14 protein-coding genes are annotated in these 14,497 nt (G+C 68.3%); 7 read left to right on the forward strand and 7 right to left on the reverse strand.

The genetic code is table 11. From position 1 onward, the window contains the following. Positions 1–26: 26 nt before the first annotated feature. From J4H91_RS15840 to J4H91_RS01710, 5 genes are all read left to right on the forward strand, one after another. Positions 27–845: a PCC domain-containing protein gene (locus J4H91_RS15840; RefSeq protein ID WP_208044502.1), complete on the forward strand. Its 819-nt coding sequence runs from the start codon at positions 27–29 to the stop codon at positions 843–845. 66 nt (positions 846–911) lie between these two features. Then, on the forward strand, positions 912–1,139 hold the full coding sequence (locus J4H91_RS01695; RefSeq protein ID WP_208044503.1) for a biotin/lipoyl-containing protein: 228 nt from the start codon (positions 912–914) through the stop codon (positions 1,137–1,139). A gap of 8 nt (positions 1,140–1,147) precedes the next feature. Beyond that, positions 1,148–2,128, forward strand: a complete 981-nt coding sequence (locus tag J4H91_RS01700) for a thiamine pyrophosphate-dependent dehydrogenase E1 component subunit alpha (protein WP_208044504.1) — start codon at positions 1,148–1,150, stop codon at positions 2,126–2,128. Then, a complete protein-coding gene (locus J4H91_RS01705) occupies positions 2,125–3,114 on the forward strand; it encodes an alpha-ketoacid dehydrogenase subunit beta (RefSeq protein WP_208044505.1) in 990 nt (329 codons plus the stop codon). Before J4H91_RS01700 ends, J4H91_RS01705 begins: the two co-directional genes overlap by 4 nt. A 175-nt stretch (positions 3,115–3,289) precedes the next feature. After that, positions 3,290–4,120 carry an SDR family NAD(P)-dependent oxidoreductase gene (locus tag J4H91_RS01710; RefSeq protein ID WP_208044506.1) on the forward strand — a complete coding sequence of 277 codons (831 nt, stop codon included), beginning with the start codon at positions 3,290–3,292 and terminating at the stop codon, positions 4,118–4,120. An 83-nt stretch (positions 4,121–4,203) separates the two neighbouring features. Here the strand turns inward: J4H91_RS01710 and J4H91_RS01715 are convergent, their stop codons facing one another. The 5 genes from J4H91_RS01715 to prfB all read right to left on the reverse strand — a co-directional run bounded on the left by J4H91_RS01715 (position 4,204) and on the right by prfB (position 9,255). Continuing rightward, positions 4,204–4,938 (reverse strand): FadR/GntR family transcriptional regulator, encoded by a 735-nt coding sequence (locus J4H91_RS01715; protein WP_208044507.1) that lies wholly within the window; start codon positions 4,936–4,938, stop codon positions 4,204–4,206. A gap of 239 nt (positions 4,939–5,177) precedes the next feature. Next, complete coding sequence (gene smpB / locus J4H91_RS01720; RefSeq protein ID WP_208044508.1) at positions 5,178–5,657, reverse strand: SsrA-binding protein SmpB; 480 nt, start codon at positions 5,655–5,657, stop codon at positions 5,178–5,180. Positions 5,658–5,776: 119 nt separating this feature from the next. Further along, positions 5,777–6,691, reverse strand: coding sequence for a permease-like cell division protein FtsX (gene ftsX / locus J4H91_RS01725; RefSeq protein ID WP_208044509.1), 915 nt, complete (start codon positions 6,689–6,691; stop codon positions 5,777–5,779). Beyond that, positions 6,688–7,833: a cell division ATP-binding protein FtsE gene (ftsE, locus tag J4H91_RS01730; RefSeq protein ID WP_208044510.1), complete on the reverse strand. Its 1,146-nt coding sequence runs from the start codon at positions 7,831–7,833 to the stop codon at positions 6,688–6,690. The genes ftsX and ftsE overlap by 4 nt, the downstream gene beginning before the upstream one ends. A gap of 312 nt (positions 7,834–8,145) precedes the next feature. Further along, positions 8,146–9,255, reverse strand: a complete 1,110-nt coding sequence (gene prfB, locus J4H91_RS01735; RefSeq protein WP_208044511.1) for a peptide chain release factor 2 — start codon at positions 9,253–9,255, stop codon at positions 8,146–8,148. 184 nt (positions 9,256–9,439) lie between these two features. Between prfB and J4H91_RS01740 the strand changes: the two genes are divergently transcribed. Then, entirely contained in the window at positions 9,440–10,540 is a 1,101-nt protein-coding gene (locus J4H91_RS01740) for an ABC transporter ATP-binding protein (protein ID WP_208044512.1), read from the forward strand. Between the two features lie 68 nt (positions 10,541–10,608). Here J4H91_RS01740 and yczR read toward each other — a convergent pair whose 3' ends face one another. Then, positions 10,609–12,045, reverse strand: a complete 1,437-nt coding sequence (gene yczR / locus J4H91_RS01745) for a MocR-like transcription factor YczR (RefSeq protein WP_208044513.1) — start codon at positions 12,043–12,045, stop codon at positions 10,609–10,611. Positions 12,046–12,107: 62 nt separating this feature from the next. Here yczR and yczE point away from each other — a divergent pair, with 62 nt between their 5' ends. Next, the gene (yczE, locus tag J4H91_RS01750; protein ID WP_208044514.1) at positions 12,108–12,734 is read left to right on the forward strand and encodes a membrane protein YczE; all 627 of its coding nucleotides are present in this window, start codon (positions 12,108–12,110) and stop codon (positions 12,732–12,734) included. A gap of 11 nt (positions 12,735–12,745) precedes the next feature. Here the strand turns inward: yczE and J4H91_RS01755 are convergent, their stop codons facing one another. Continuing rightward, entirely contained in the window at positions 12,746–14,170 is a 1,425-nt protein-coding gene (locus J4H91_RS01755) for an APC family permease (protein ID WP_208044515.1), read from the reverse strand. Between the last annotated feature and the right edge of the window lie 327 nt (positions 14,171–14,497).

The raw sequence follows: 14,497 nt of genomic DNA on the forward strand, positions 1-14,497 counted from the left end.
CCCAACCGAGAATCATCTCCGTTCCGGTGCGCACTGAGCGCGCGATCTGCGAGCTGCAGCCCGGACGCCCCCTCGCCGAGCAGTTGCACGAGACGCTGTCGCAGCTCGGCTCCGACAGCGGGTTCGCCGAGATCCACGGCGGCGACTACTCACCGCTGAGCTACTGCGTGCCCGACGTCGCGACCGCGGAGAAAGCGCTCAGCTTCTCCGAGACCCGCGGGCACGACACCGCCCACCTCGTCTACGGCTCGGTCACGCTCGGCCTGCGCGAGGGATCGCCCTACATGCACAGCCACTGCTGCTGGCAGGCGGCGGACGGCGCCCTCGAGGGCGGGCACGTCTGGCTCGAGACCGAGCCGGGATCCCCTCCCCCGTTCGCCGTCGTCACCGCCGTCCACGGGGCGCGGTGGAACAGCGCGACCGACCCGGAAACCCAGATGCCGGTGTTCACGCCGACGGAACGGAGTATCGACATGCCCGATCACGAGACCCTGCAGCCCGACACTGTGATCGCCCGCGTGCTGCCGGGAGAGGACATCACGGAGGCACTGCTCGAGGTCTGCCGCGAGGCCGGCTTCGAGCGGGCGACGGTGCGCGCCGGGCTGGGCAGCTTCGTCGGCGCGACCTTCGTCGACCGCGCGAGCGGCGAGCACCGCACCGCCGACGGACCGGCGACCGAGGTGATCGCGCTCATCGGCGACGTGCGCACCGTCGACGGAGAACCCGAGACGCGGCTCAGCTGCACGCTCGTCGACCGCCACGGCGTCGTCCACGCCGGCGAGCTCGTGCCCGGCGAGAACCCGGTCGCCGCGACGTTCGAGCTCACCGTGCAGCGCATCGGCTGACCGCCCGCCGCGCACCACCGCACCCGACCAGATCAGAGAACCCCACCCAACCGAAGGAGAACCACCATGGACGTCAACCTCACCCAGGACCTGCTCGGCGAAGAGACCGAGGCCGACATGGGCGAGTGGCTCGTCGAAGACGGCGCGACCGTCGCCGAGGGCCAGGTCATCGGTTCGATCGAGACCTCCAAGCTCGTGAACGAGCTCGTCGCGCCGGCTGCCGGCGTGATCTCGCTCAAGAAGGAGGCCGGCGACCTCGTCGAGCTCGACGAGACCCTCGCCACCATCGACTAGGGAGCACCATGACTCAGTATCAAGCAGCAGAACAGGGCCTCGCGGGCCTGAAACTCATGGCGAAGATCCGCGAGTTCGAGCGCCGCATGCCCCTCCTCTCGGACGAGGGACTCATCCGAGGCTCGACCCACCCGTCGCTGGGCATGGAGGCGATCGCCGTCGGCGTCTCGCTCGCGCTCACCGACGAGGACGCGATCGCGAGCACGCATCGCGGACACGCGCACACGCTCGCCAAGGGCGCCGATTTCGGGCGCACCATGGCCGAGATCCTCGGCCGCTCCACCGGCTACTGCGGCGGCAAGGGCGGTTCGATGCACATCGGCGCCAAGGAGATCGGCGTGCTCGGCACCAACGGCATCGTCGGCGCAGGGATCGGTCTCGCGACCGGCGCGGCGCTCGCCTCGAAGCAGAAGGGCGACGGCACCGTCGCCGTCTCCTACTTCGGCGACGGCGCGTCCAACCAGGGCGTGCTCGCCGAGGCGTTCAACCTCGCGGCCATCTGGAAGCTCCCGGTCATCTTCGTGCTCGAGAACAACCACTACGCGCAGTCGGCGTCCATCGACGACATGGTGGCCCAGACCGATCTGAGCCGGCGCGGCGAGGCCTACGGCGTGCCGTCCTTCAACGGCAACGGCATGGACCTGCAGGAGGTGTTCGAGCTCGCCACCGCGGCGGTCGAGCGGGCCCGTGCGGGAGAGGGCCCGAGCTTCCTCGTGCTCGACACCTACCGCTACCTCGGCCACATGGCCGGGGACACCGAGATCTACCGCAGCGCCGACGAGGTGGAGGCTGCGAAGGGCAACGACCCCATTCAGAAGCTGCTCGCCCAGCTCATCGAGCAGGGCGTCATCACCGCAGAGGAGTGGGAGGCCACCACCGGGGAGATCTTCGCGGAGGTCGAGGCCGCGGAGCAGTTCGCCCGCAACTCGCCCTACCCGGAGGTCGCCGAGGCCTTCACCGATGTCTACGCGAAGGGAGCGAACGCATGAACGCGGAGACGAAGGACATGGTGACGTGGCGCGCGCTGAACGCGGCGATGCACGACATCATGGAGACGCTGCCCGAGTCGTTCGTGCTCGGCGAGGACATCACCACCTGGGGCACGGGAGGCGGCACCTACGGCGTCACCCGCGGTCTGAAGAAGAAGTTCGGCGCGGATCGCGTGCTCGACACCCCGATCAGCGAGGAGGTGCTGCTCTCCGCGGTGTCCGCGGCAGCGGCACGCGGCACCCGGCCGATCCTCGAGATCATGTATTCCGACTTCTCCTTCCTGGGCTTCGACGGCATCATCAACCAGGCGGCGAAGGCGCGCTACATGTTCGGCGGCCAGTTCGACACCCCCCTCGTGATCCGCAGCAACGGCGGTTCGGGCATCGGCAAGGCGGCCCAGCACTCGCAGTCGCTCGAGACGCTGTTCGCCCACATCCCGGGCCTCGAGGTGGTGGTGCCGGGCACGCCAGGCGACGCCTACGGTCTGCTGCGCACGGCGGCGCTCTCCGACAACCCGACGATCTTCCTGGAGCACAAGAACCAGTACTACGATCGCGGACCCGTCGGCCGAGAGCCGATCCCCTTCGGTCAGGCGCGCATCGCCCGGGAAGGCGCGCACGCCACGGTCGTGGCGACGCAGCAGATCCTCGCCTACTCCCTGCAGGCAGCCGAGGAGCTGGCAGCGGAGGGCATCGAGATCGAGGTCGTCGACCCGCGCACGCTCTACCCGTTCGACATGGACGCCGTGTACGCGTCGGTCGGCAAGACCCGCCACCTCGTGGTCGGACACGAGGCCGTGCGCGACTACGGCTGGGGCGCCGAGTTCGTCGCCCAGACGGTCGAGGCCGCGTGGGACAAGCTCGACGCCGCCCCGGTGCGCGTCGGCGGCGCGCGCACGCCGATCCCCTATTCGCAGCCGCTCGAGGAGGCTGTGATCCCGTCGAAGGACGACATCGTCCGGGCGGTCAAGCGCACCCTCGCCTAGGAGCCGCGCGGAGCGAGGCGGAGCCCTCTCCCGCTGGTTGAGCGAGGAGCTTGCGACGAGTCGAAACCGAGCAGCGGTTCCTCGATTTCGATACTTCGACTCGTCGTTGCGCTCCTCGCTCAGCACGGCGCTCGCTCGATCAGCGGAACCACACACATCACGAGAAAGGCCCCCCATGAACCGGCTCCAGAACAAGACCTGCCTGATCTTCGGCGGCGGCTCCGTCGGAGGCGAGATCACGAACGGTCTCGCGGCGGCGATCGTCTACGTCCGCGAGGGCGCGAACGTCGCGATCGTAGACCTGAGCGAGGACGCGGTGCGCGACGGGCTGAGCCGGATCCGCACGGAGTGCGAGGCGCCTGGCATCGACGAGCGGCTGCTCGGCGTCGTCGGCGATGCGACCGAGGACGCATCGGTGCGAAACGCGGTCGAGCGGACCGTCGCTCGCTTCGGCCGCATCGACGTGCTGCACAACAACGTCGGCATCGCCCGCATGGGCGGCCCCGTCGAGCAATCGATCGACGAGTGGAACCTCGTGATGAACGTCAACCTCACGAGCATGTTCCTCAGCTGCAAGCACGTGCTGCCCGTGATGCTCGAGCAGGGTTCGGGCAGTATCGTCAACATCGGCTCGATCGGCGGCATGCGCTACATCGGATACAACTACCCCAGCTACTCGGCGAGCAAGGGGGCGGTGACCCAGTTCACGCAGAACCTCGCGCTCGAGTACGCATCGCGCGGCATCCGCGCGAACACGATCGCCCCCGGCTACATCAACACCCCGATGATCTACCGCCAGATCAGTTCGGCCTACGAGACGGTCGAGGAGATGGTCGCCGCGCGCGACGCGCTCTCCCCGACCGGCAAGATGGGCGACTCCTTCGACGTCGCGAACGCCGCTCTGTTCCTGGCGTCCGACGAGTCGCGCTACGTCAACGGCATATGCCTGCCCGTCGACGGCGGCCTCGTGCAGAGCGCGGCGCCGCCCTCGGCCGACCGCTCGTGAGGGAGGAGGGATCCCGGCTCCGGGATCCCTCCTCCTCATCCCGCGACCCGCGCCAGCAACTCTCGCCGCGCGGCCCGCGCTCCTCAGAGCTCGTCTGCGAGCTCCCGCTCCCGCAGCTCGCGCAGCCACTCGAAATGCGCGTCGATCGCGACCGTGGCGGCCTCGGCGTCGCGCGCCTCGACCGCGCGCAGCACGTCGGCGTGCACGCGGCGCATCGTACGGAAGTCGCGCTCGAGCGTCAGGTGCCGCAGGGTGCCCTGGAGCACTCCGTGCAGCATCTGCGAGAAGAACAGCAGCGCGGGCGAGGCCGATGCCGTGAACAGTGCCTTGTGGAACGCCCAGTCGGCGACGAGCAGCCCGTGTCCGTCCTCGGTGCTCTGCATGCTCTCGATGGCCGCTGCGATGGCGCCGAGCGCCTCGGGCGTCGCATTGCGGCACGCCTCGATCGCGGCCTGCCGTTCGAGGGCGTGGCGAACGGAGATCAGCGATTCGAAGGTCATCTGGTGGAACATGAGGCCGAGGATCAGCACGCTGCCCGCCTGCTCCGCCTGCAGCCCCGAGTAGAAGGTGCCCTGGCGTTCCTTGCGCGTCAGCACGCCGATCGACTCGAGCTTGCCGATGCGGTCGCGGAGGGTGTTCCGGCTGATGCTCAGCTGCTGCGTGAGCTCGCGCTCGCTGGGCAGCCGATCCCCGGGCTGCATGTCGACGAGCAGCCCGACGAGTGAGCCGAGCGCCGAATCGTTGAACAGGCTGGCGTAGAACTGGTGGTTCTTCAGCACTTCAGTCGAAACCAGCTTCTGCCGACCCAGCTCCTCCATCGAGCCACCTTTCCGTCCAGTCGCGCCCGCCTTCGGACCGCTGCCGAGCGGCCGCACGACTGGGGTCGCGCGACACCGACGCTGCACCGTCCGCCGAGCACGGGGCTCGGTCCGGAGGCACGCACGGCACCCGCCGTGCAACCGCTCTCAGCTTAGTGGAACGGCGTCGTTCGGCCGGGCACCACTCGGGGCCGCGCACGCATCCCTGCGAGGAGCGGCGCTTCACGGGCGCGACGCGGCTACTCCCCCATGCGGTTGCGGGTGCGCATGGCCCGCTCGGCCTCGCGCTTGTCCTGCCGCTCACGCAGGGTCTGGCGCTTGTCGTACTCCTTCTTGCCCTTCGCCAGGGCGATCTCGACCTTGGCGCGACCGTCGAGGAAGTACAGGCGCAGCGGCACGATGGTCATGCCGCCCTCGCGGGTCTTCTGGTAGAGCTTGTCGATCTGCTGGCGGTGCAGCAGCAGCTTGCGCTTGCGCCGCGGAGCGTGGTTCGTCCACGAGCCGTTGAGGTACTCCGGGATGTAGGCCGCATCGAGCCAGGCCTCGCCGCGCTCGATGAACACGTAGCCGTCGACGAGCGAGGCCCGCCCCATGCGCAGCGACTTCACCTCGCTGCCGGTCAGCACCATCCCCGCCTCGTAGGTGTCGAGGATGTGGTACTCGTGCCTGGCCTTCTTGTTGGAGGCGATCAGCTTCTCGCCGGTCTCCCTGGGGCTCATGTCACATCCTCTCTCTGACGGGTACGGGCGTCAGGATCCCTCGCGGAGGAGCGAGGGATCCGCGCCGGCGCGCGAAAGACAAGCTTATCGCGCCCGGCGCGCGGCCGCCTCGCGCTGCGCTAGACCCGCAGGTATCTCGTGATCGCGATCTTCGCCGCGATCGCGGAGAGCGCGACGCCCAGCAGCACGAGGATCGGCGGCACGATGAGCGACTGCTCGACTGTGATGTAGCTCGTGAACGGCACCTCGTGCGCCAGGAAGTCCTGCACGAAGAACTTCACGATCGCGACCGATGCCGCGCTCGCGAGCACCGCGCCGACGAGGGACGCGATGATGCCCTCGATGATGAAGGGCGTCTGGATGAACCGGTTCGAGGCGCCCACCAGCCGCATGATGCCGATCTCCCTTCTGCGCGAGTACGCGGAGAGCCGGATCGTGGTCGAGATGAGCAGCATCGCCGCGACGAGCATGAGGCCCGCGATCGCGATCGCCGTGTAGCTCGCGACGCCGAGGAACAGGAAGATGCGGTCGAGCAGGCTGCGCTGATCGGAGACGCTCTGCACCCCCGGGATACCCGAGAACGTCTCCTGGATGATGTCGGAGCGCGAGGGATCCTTGAGTTTCAACCAGAAGGTCTGGTTGAGCTGCTCGGGTCTCGTGATGTCGACGATCGGGTTGCCCTCGAACTGCTTCTTGAACTCCTCGTACGCCTGCTCGTGGTCGACGAAGAAGTAGTCGTCGATGTAGGGCTTCAGCGTGTCGGAGTTCAGCGCGTCGTCGACCGCCGAGATCTCCTCCTCGCCGGCGTCGGCACCGGAGCAGGTCGCGCTCTCGTCGTACTCCGTGCACAGGTAGATCGCGACCTGGGCTCGGTCGTACCAGAAGGTCTTCATCTGCTGGATCTGCAGCTGCATCAGGATAGCGGCGCCCACGAAGGTGAGCGACACGAAGGTGACGAGCACGACGGAGATGACCACCGACATGTTGCGGCGCAGGCCGTTCCAGACCTCGCCGAGCACCAAACCGAACCTCATCGCACGGGCCCCACATCCGTCTGATCGTCGTCGTTCTTGCGATTGAGGCCGAGGGCTTCGGCGAGATTGCCGGTCTCGGACATGCGCACGGGGTCCATCGGCTCCGCCGGCTGCCGTTTCTTGGGCGCGGGCGGGGCGGGTTCGCGCGGCTCGAGGAACGCGGGGATGCTGCGACCCTCGCCCGCGCGTTGCGTGTCATCGGGGTCCTCGTCCTCGTCGCCGAAGGGGTGGGGTTCCTCGAAGATGGTGGCCTCGCGCAGCTCCTCGGGCTGCGGTTCCGGCGCGGGAGCAGCTGCCGACGGCGCCGGGGCGTCGGGGAGACCCGGGGCGTCGGGCCGCGATGCGGGCGAGGGATCGGCCTCCCCCGGCTCGGGCGCGAGCGCCGCGCGCACGACGGCCTCGGTGGTGCGCAGCACCTGCATGCCCTCCTCGGAGAGATCGGCGACCGGGATCGACGCGGTCTCGCCGTAGCCGCCTCCGACCTCGTCGCGCACGACGACGCCCTGCGACAGCTCGACGACACGCTGCTGCATGATGTCCACGAAGGTGGCCTCGTGGGTGGCCATGACGACCGTGGTGCCCGAGGCGTTGATCGCGCGCAGCAGCTGCATGATGCCGAGGCTCGTCGCGGGGTCGAGGTTGCCCGTCGGCTCGTCGGCGAGCAGGATGGCGGGCTTGTTGACGATCGCGCGGGCGATCGCGACGCGCTGCTGCTCACCGCCCGAGAGCTCGTGCGGGAAGCGCTTGGACTTGTTCGCGAGGCCGACCATCTCGAGCGTGTCGGGCACGGCCTCCTGGATGAAGCCGCGCGACTTGCCGATCACCTGCAGAGTGAAGGCCACGTTGTCGTAGACGGTCTTGTTGGTGAGCAGCCGGAAGTCCTGGAAGACGGTGCCCAGGTTGCGGCGGAAGTAGGGCACCTTGCGGGAGGAGATCTTGCTGAGATCCTGCCCCAGCACATGCACCTTGCCCACGCTCGGCTGATCCTCGCGGAGGATCAGGCGCAGGCAACTCGACTTGCCGGAACCGGACGCGCCGACGATGAAGACGAACTCGCCGCGATCGACCCTGAGGTCGATGCCGTCGAGCGCCGGCTTCGCGGTGCCCCGGTATTTCTTGGTGACGTTCTCGAAGAGGATCATGACGACACGACCCTACGCCCGACTGCTGTGGGAACGCCCGAGGCGCGCTGTGTCTCGATTCTTTTGCGTGCGGTTCGGTCGGCGCGGCGACGAGGTTTCAGCGAGACCGACTGTTTCAGCGAGACCGACGGTTTCAGGAGTGCCAGAACCATCGGTCTCGCTGAGACCGTCGTGTTCGGTGCGGGGCGGCGACCCCGATCGTCGCAACGCGGGGCGCACGGCAGCCGGGTAGGGGCGACGACCGGTGCGAGTGCGCGGCGCTGAACACCCCGGATGCCCGGGCGGGCCTGGCCGAGAAACGTGTGCCGGCGCCTACTCGCCCTTGGAGAGGGATCGCCACCGGATACCGGCAGCGATGAAGCCGTCCAGGTCTCCGTCGAACACCGCCTCCGGGCGCGACGACTCGTGCCCCGTGCGCAGATCCTTCACGAGCTGCTGACCGTAGAGGAAGTAGGAGCGGATCTGGTCGCCCCAGCTCGCGGTGACGGAGCCCGCGAGTTCCTTCTTCTTCGCGGCCTCCTGCTCCTGCTGCAGCAGGAGGAGCCGGGTCTGCAGCAGGCGCATGGCCGCGGCGCGGTTCTGGATCTGCGACTTCTCGTTCTGCATCGAGATGACGATGCCGGTCGGGAGGTGCGTGATGCGCACCGCGGAATCGGTCGTGTTGACCGACTGGCCGCCGGGGCCCGAGGAGCGGAAGACGTCGACGCGGATGTCGCTCTCGGGAATGTCGACCTCGGTGGCCTCCTCGAGCAGAGGGATCACCTCGACGCCCGCGAAGCTCGTCTGCCGCTTGTCGGCAGAGCCAAAGGGGCTGATGCGCGCGAGGCGGTGCGTACCGGCCTCGACCGAGAGCGTGCCGAAGGCGTAGGGGGCGTCGACTTCAAAGGTGGCCGACTTGATGCCCGCGCCCTCGGCGTAGGAGGTGTCGAGCACCTTCGTCGCGTAGCCGTGCTGCTCGGCCCAGCGCAGGTACATGCGCAGCAGGATCTCGGCGAAGTCGGTCGCGTCGTCGCCGCCCGCGCCGGAGCGGATCGTGACTACGGCGGCGCGCTCGTCGTACTCGCCCGAGAGCATCGTCTGCACCTCGAGATCCTGCAGCGTCGCCTCGAGCGATTCGAGCTCGGAGGCGGCCTCGGCGGCCGAATCCTCGTCGTTCATCTCCTGCGCCAGCTCCACGAGCACCTCGAGATCGTCGATGCGGCGCTCCACACCGCGCAGACGCTTCACCCGAGCCTGGCGGTGGCTGAGGCCGCTCGTGACCTTCTGGGCGGCCGCGGGATCGTCCCACAGGCCGGGCGCGGCGGCCTGCTCCTCGAGATCGGCGATCTCGCGATCGAGTCGGGGCAGGTCGGTGACCGCCGCGATGTCGGCGTAGGTGGCGCGGAGCGACTTGATGCGGGCGCTGAAATCGAGATCGAGCATGATCCCTCAAGCCTACCGCCCCGACCCTGCGCTCTCTCGACCGCCGGAGCCCATTTGCGACGAGGGCTTGGTCTCGGGCCGCGGATGTGGAAGGCTTCAGGGGTCGGCAGCGATGCCGGCGGCAATTCGCTCTCACTACGGATCGTCCGGCACGTACCTGCCGGTGGAACGAAAGGAAAACTCAATGGCGAGCGTCGTCTACGAAGACATCACCCTGCAATACCCCGGAACCGATCGTCCGGCGGTCTCGAATCTCCAGCTCGACATCGCGGACGGCGAGTTCCTCGTACTCGTCGGCCCCTCGGGCTGCGGCAAGTCCACGGCGCTGCGGATGCTCGCCGGCCTCGAGGAGGTCACGAGCGGCCGGATCCTGATCGGCGGCGAGGACGCCACAGAGGTCTCGCCCAAGGACCGCGACATCGCGATGGTGTTCCAGAACTACGCGCTCTACCCGCACATGTCGGTCGCCGAGAACATGGGATTCGCGCTCAAGATCGCGGGCGTGAGCAAGGAGGAGCGCCGCAAGCGCGTCGAGGCGGTCGCCGAGCAGCTCGACCTCACCGAATACCTCGACCGCAAGCCGAAGGCGCTCTCGGGCGGTCAGCGGCAGCGGGTCGCCATGGGTCGCGCGATCGTGCGCCAGCCGAAGGTCTTCCTCATGGACGAGCCGCTGTCGAACCTGGATGCCAAGCTGCGCGTGCAGACACGCACCCGTATCGCCGCCCTGCAGCGCGAGCTCGGCGTCACGACCGTCTACGTGACCCACGACCAGACCGAGGCCCTCACCATGGGCGACCGCATCGCCGTGATGAAGCTCGGCGTGCTGCAGCAGGTCGGCACCCCGCGCGAACTGCTCGACCACCCGAACAACGTCTTCGTCGCCGGCTTCATCGGCAGCCCCGCGATGAACCTCTTCGACGCCGAGGTCGACGAGACGGGCCTGCTGTTCGGCAGCGCGTCGATCCCGCTCGCCTCCGAGGTCCGCTCCGCGATCTCGGGCAACCGGGTGACGGTGGGTGTGCGCCCCGAGGACATGATCCTGGGAGCCGACGGCTCCTCGGGGCTCACCCTCGACGTCACGCTCGTCGAGGAGCTCGGAGCCGACGGCTACCTGTTCGGATCCGCGGCGCTGGCAGGCAAGGATCTCGACCTCGTCGTGCGCGTCGACGGCCGCACGCACCCGAACGCGGGAGAGACCGTCACGGTACTGCCCCTTCCCGAGCGGGTGCACCTCTTCGACGCGGAGAGCGGCACGCGCATCGGCACCCCCGGGGGCATCGACTGACTCCGGATCGCTCGACGCCGGTCGGCTCCCCCGCGTGCGGGGAGAAGGGGGAGCCGGCCGGCATCGGATCAGATGATCACCGCGCCCTCGCCCAGTCGCTCGGAGTCGGGCCTCGGTTCGGTGTTCCAGGCCGCCTCGAGCAGTCGAACCGCCTCGATCAGCCGGTCCTCGTGCTCGGTGAACGGGAGACGGACGAAGCGCTCGAAGACGCCGGGACTGCCGAAGCGCGGACCGGGCACGAGCCTCACGCCGAGCAGAGCGCTCTGCCTGCACAGGGCCGTGCTCGACCTCGCACCGAGATCGGCCCAGACGCAGACCCCGCCATCGGCTCGCGACAGGCTCCAACCGGGGAGCCGCGCGGCGATCTGCTCGGAGAGCACGCGGTGACGGGCCGTGAGCTCGCGAGAGCGCTCGTCGAGTATCTCGTCGTAGCGTTCGAGCGCGAGGGCGGCGATCGCCTGCTGCCACTCCCCCGTGCCGAGGTCGCCGACGCGTCTCGACGCTTCGAGACGCGCGATGAGGTCGGGCGTCGCCCGGATCCATCCGACCCGCAGCCCTCCCCACACCGTCTTCCCCAGGGAGCCGACAGTCAGGATCGTGTCCTGCTGGAAGGCCCGGTCGGCCGCAGCTGCGAACGGCAGCACCGGCCGCGCACCGCCGAGCGCGAGCTCGGCGGTGGTCTCGTCCACGACCACGTAGGCGCCCTGCGCACTCAGCTCGTCGATGAGACGCGGCCTGAGCTCCTCCGGCATGCTCATTCCCGTTGGATTGTGGTGGTCGGGGATGAGGTAGGCAAGACGCGGGGCGACGCGGCGCGCGATGTCGAGGATGCTCGCCGCGTCGTAGCCGTCGACCCCGACGGGCAGCTCCGCGACGAGCGCGCCGTTCGCGACGAGCGCTTCGCGGGCGTGAGGGTAGCTGGGCGACTCGATCAGGCTGCGGTCGCCGCGCCTCAGCAGCGTTCGCGCGATGAGGAAGATCGCGTGCTGCGCGCCGAGGGTGACCATGATCTGGTCGGGCGTCGTGGGGAGGCCGCGCATCGCGTAGCGCTCGGCGATGGCCGTGCGCAGCCCGACGCCTCCCAGGAGGTCGAAGCCGCGGCTGCGGAAGATCTCGGGATGCCGAGACTGCGCGACCGCAGCGAGTTCCTCGACGCCCGCCCAGGGGTCGGGGCAGGCCTGGGAGAAGTCGATGGCGGCAACGCCGTCGGGAGTCGCGTACGGGGCGTCAGGGCGCTGCGCTCTGACGACCGTGCCCGATCCCTGTCGGGACGCGGCGGTACCTGAGTCGCGCAGCCGCTGATAGGCGGCGCTCACCGTCGTCCGGCTGACGCCGAGCGCGTCGGACAGCGGGCGCTCGGCCGGCAGCACCGTGCCGGCGGGGATCGCCCCGTCGCGCACGAGCAGCCGGATGCTGTCTCCGAGCTCGACGTAGCCGTGCCCGGCGCCCCGCCACTCGCCGAGCAGGTCGAGCAGGCGTCGGGCGGAGAGCCGCTGGGTTGTCATGTAGCCACTTTATGCACACTGGCATCTTGATGACCAGTCCAAAATGAAGTGGACTGATCCTCATGACGCTCCGCATGCTGCAATTGATCCCCGGCCTCATCCTCTACGGCGTGGCGGACGCGTTCATGATCGAGGCCGCGGTGGGCGTCGACCCCTGGACCGTCTTCGCGCAGGGCCTCTCCCGGCACACCGGCATGGGGATCGGACTGCTCACGAACATCATCGGCCTGCTCGTGCTGCTGCTCTGGATCCCTCTCCGACAGCGGCCGGGCATCGGCACGGCCTGCAACATCCTGCTCGTCGGGCCGGGGATCGAGCTCGGCCTGTGGCTGCTCCCCACCCCGGACGAGCTCTGGGTGCGGGTGCTGTTCTTCGCGATCGGACTGGTTCTGCTCGCCGTCGCGAGCGGCATCTACATCGGCACGGACCTCGGGCCGGGGCCGCGCGACGGGCTCATGACGGGGATCCACCTCCGCTTCGGCGCCCCGATCTGGGTGGGCCGCACCGCGGTCGAGGCGAGCGTGCTCGCCATCGGTTGGATCCTCGGTGGCGATGTCGGCGTCGGCACGCTCGCCTTCGCCCTCCTCATCGGCCCGCTCTGCAACCTGACGCTGCCGTTCTTCGCCCGCGGTCGGCGCGCGACGGTCGCCGCCGACCCGGCGAGCGCGGTGCCCCGTTCCGCCGGTTGAGCGAGTCGAAGCTACGACTCGTCGATCTGGTCGGCGGGGATCTTGTTGAAGCCGGTCACCGGCTGATCCTCATCGAACGATGCCGCCTTCTTCTTGAACCCCTTGGTCAGGAAGATCAGGTAGATGAAGCCCAGCACGGTCCAGACGAGACCGCCGATGAGGGCGTCGGCGTGCAGGTTCGCCCAGAGGATCCCCGTCATCGCGACGCCGATCGCGGGAAGCACGATGTAGTTGAAGATGTCTCCCGGCGTCTTACGGCGTCCCTGACGGATCGCGAACCAGGCGAATACCGAGATGTTCACGAAGGAGAAGGCGATGAGGGCGCCGTAGTTGATGAACGCGGCGATCATCTCGAGCGTGAACACCACGGCGGTGAGGCAGACGACACCGGTCAGCACGATGTTGAAGGTCGGCGTGTGCGTGGAGGGGTTGATGTAGCCGAAGAACCTCTTCGGCAGCACGTTGTTGCGGCCCATGACGAGCAGCATGCGCGACACCGAGGCGTGCGAGGCGAGGCCCGAGGCGAGCGTGGCGCAGAAGCCGGCCGCCGTGAGCACCGCCATGAGCACCGGCCCGCCGACCGCGTCGCCGATGAGCGGCAGCGTCGAATCCTCGACGAACTGCATGTCGCCGCCGGGCGCGAAGACCTCCCACGCGGGGAAGCGGGCCTGGGTGAAGTAGCCGGCGATCAGGAAGATCGCGCCGCCGATCAGCACGGTGAGGATGAGGGCGCGGGGCACGATCTTCGGAGTGCGGGCCTCCTCCACGTACATGGTGACGGCGTCGAAGCCGATGAACGAGAAGCAGACGATGGTCGCCCCCATGAGCACGGCGCCCATGGTCACGCCGTCGTGGAAGAAGGGCTGCATGGTGGCGACGCTGCCGACGCCCTCGCCGCCCGCGAGCTGCGCCCACACCATCACGACGAACACGGTCATCACGACGATCGAGAACACGAGCAGGATCATGTTCACGTTCGAGGTGCCGCGCATCGTGAGGTAGATGATGCCGGTCGTCAGAATGCAGTAGAGCACGACCCAGATCCAGCCCGGGACCGCGGGGAACACGGCCTCGAGGTAGCTGCGGATGATGAGACAGTTCACCATCGGCAGCAGCATGTAGTCGATGAGCGACGTCCACCCGACCATGAAGCCCATGTTCGGGTGCATCGACTCGCGCACGTAGGTGTAGGCGGAGCCCGCGCTCGGGATCGCCGCCGACATCTTGCCATAGCTGATCGCGGTGAAGATCATCACGATGAGCGCGACGAGGTAGGCGAGCGGCACCACGTTGTTCGTGTCGCGTGCCACCATGCCGAAGGTGTCGAAGATGACCGTCGGGGTCATGTAGCCGAGGCCGAGGCCGACGATGGCCCACAGACCCAGATTGCGCTTCAGCGTCGCGCCGCGCGCGACACCCGGCTTCGTGCTCGTCATGTTCTCTCCTTCAAGAACCGAAGTGGCACTCGGAGGCGCGGCCGCCGTGCGGCGTCGGCGCGTCTGCGCGAGTCGATCGAGTTCGAATATGGCATACCGGGGTGCCCCGACCAAGCGTTTCCGCCCCTTTGCAACACGAGCGTCACGAAACCGTTACTTTTCTGGCATTCGGCGACTGATTCTGCGTCGAAACACGGCAATCACCGTCGAATGCAGAGGATCCCTTGCGAAATCGCTTCGGATCCCTCGCAGCAAACTCCGCAGCAACGGAGGTGATAATGACCATATAGACAGGAAACAAGTCTTGATTCTTCGGAATCCTTTGCT

This window comes from Leucobacter ruminantium (genome assembly GCF_017565705.1).
Lineage (GTDB): Bacteria > Actinomycetota > Actinomycetes > Actinomycetales > Microbacteriaceae > Leucobacter > Leucobacter ruminantium.

Coding starts and splice junctions, on each gene's coding strand:
- ftsX (WP_208044509.1), bottom strand. CDS start 6,691: ATGAGGTTCGGTTTGGTGCTCGGCGAGGTCTGGAACGGCCTGCGCCGC.
- J4H91_RS01740 (WP_208044512.1), top strand. CDS start 9,440: ATGGCGAGCGTCGTCTACGAAGACATCACCCTGCAATACCCCGGAACC.
- yczR (WP_208044513.1), bottom strand. CDS start 12,045: ATGACAACCCAGCGGCTCTCCGCCCGACGCCTGCTCGACCTGCTCGGC.
- J4H91_RS01695 (WP_208044503.1), top strand. CDS start 912: ATGGACGTCAACCTCACCCAGGACCTGCTCGGCGAAGAGACCGAGGCC.
- J4H91_RS01705 (WP_208044505.1), top strand. CDS start 2,125: ATGAACGCGGAGACGAAGGACATGGTGACGTGGCGCGCGCTGAACGCG.
- ftsE (WP_208044510.1), bottom strand. CDS start 7,833: ATGATCCTCTTCGAGAACGTCACCAAGAAATACCGGGGCACCGCGAAG.
- yczE (WP_208044514.1), top strand. CDS start 12,108: ATGACGCTCCGCATGCTGCAATTGATCCCCGGCCTCATCCTCTACGGC.
- J4H91_RS01755 (WP_208044515.1), bottom strand. CDS start 14,170: ATGACGAGCACGAAGCCGGGTGTCGCGCGCGGCGCGACGCTGAAGCGC.
- J4H91_RS01700 (WP_208044504.1), top strand. CDS start 1,148: ATGACTCAGTATCAAGCAGCAGAACAGGGCCTCGCGGGCCTGAAACTC.
- prfB (WP_208044511.1), bottom strand. CDS start 9,255: ATGCTCGATCTCGATTTCAGCGCCCGCATCAAGTCGCTCCGCGCCACC.
- J4H91_RS01715 (WP_208044507.1), bottom strand. CDS start 4,938: ATGGAGGAGCTGGGTCGGCAGAAGCTGGTTTCGACTGAAGTGCTGAAG.
- J4H91_RS01710 (WP_208044506.1), top strand. CDS start 3,290: ATGAACCGGCTCCAGAACAAGACCTGCCTGATCTTCGGCGGCGGCTCC.
- smpB (WP_208044508.1), bottom strand. CDS start 5,657: ATGAGCCCCAGGGAGACCGGCGAGAAGCTGATCGCCTCCAACAAGAAG.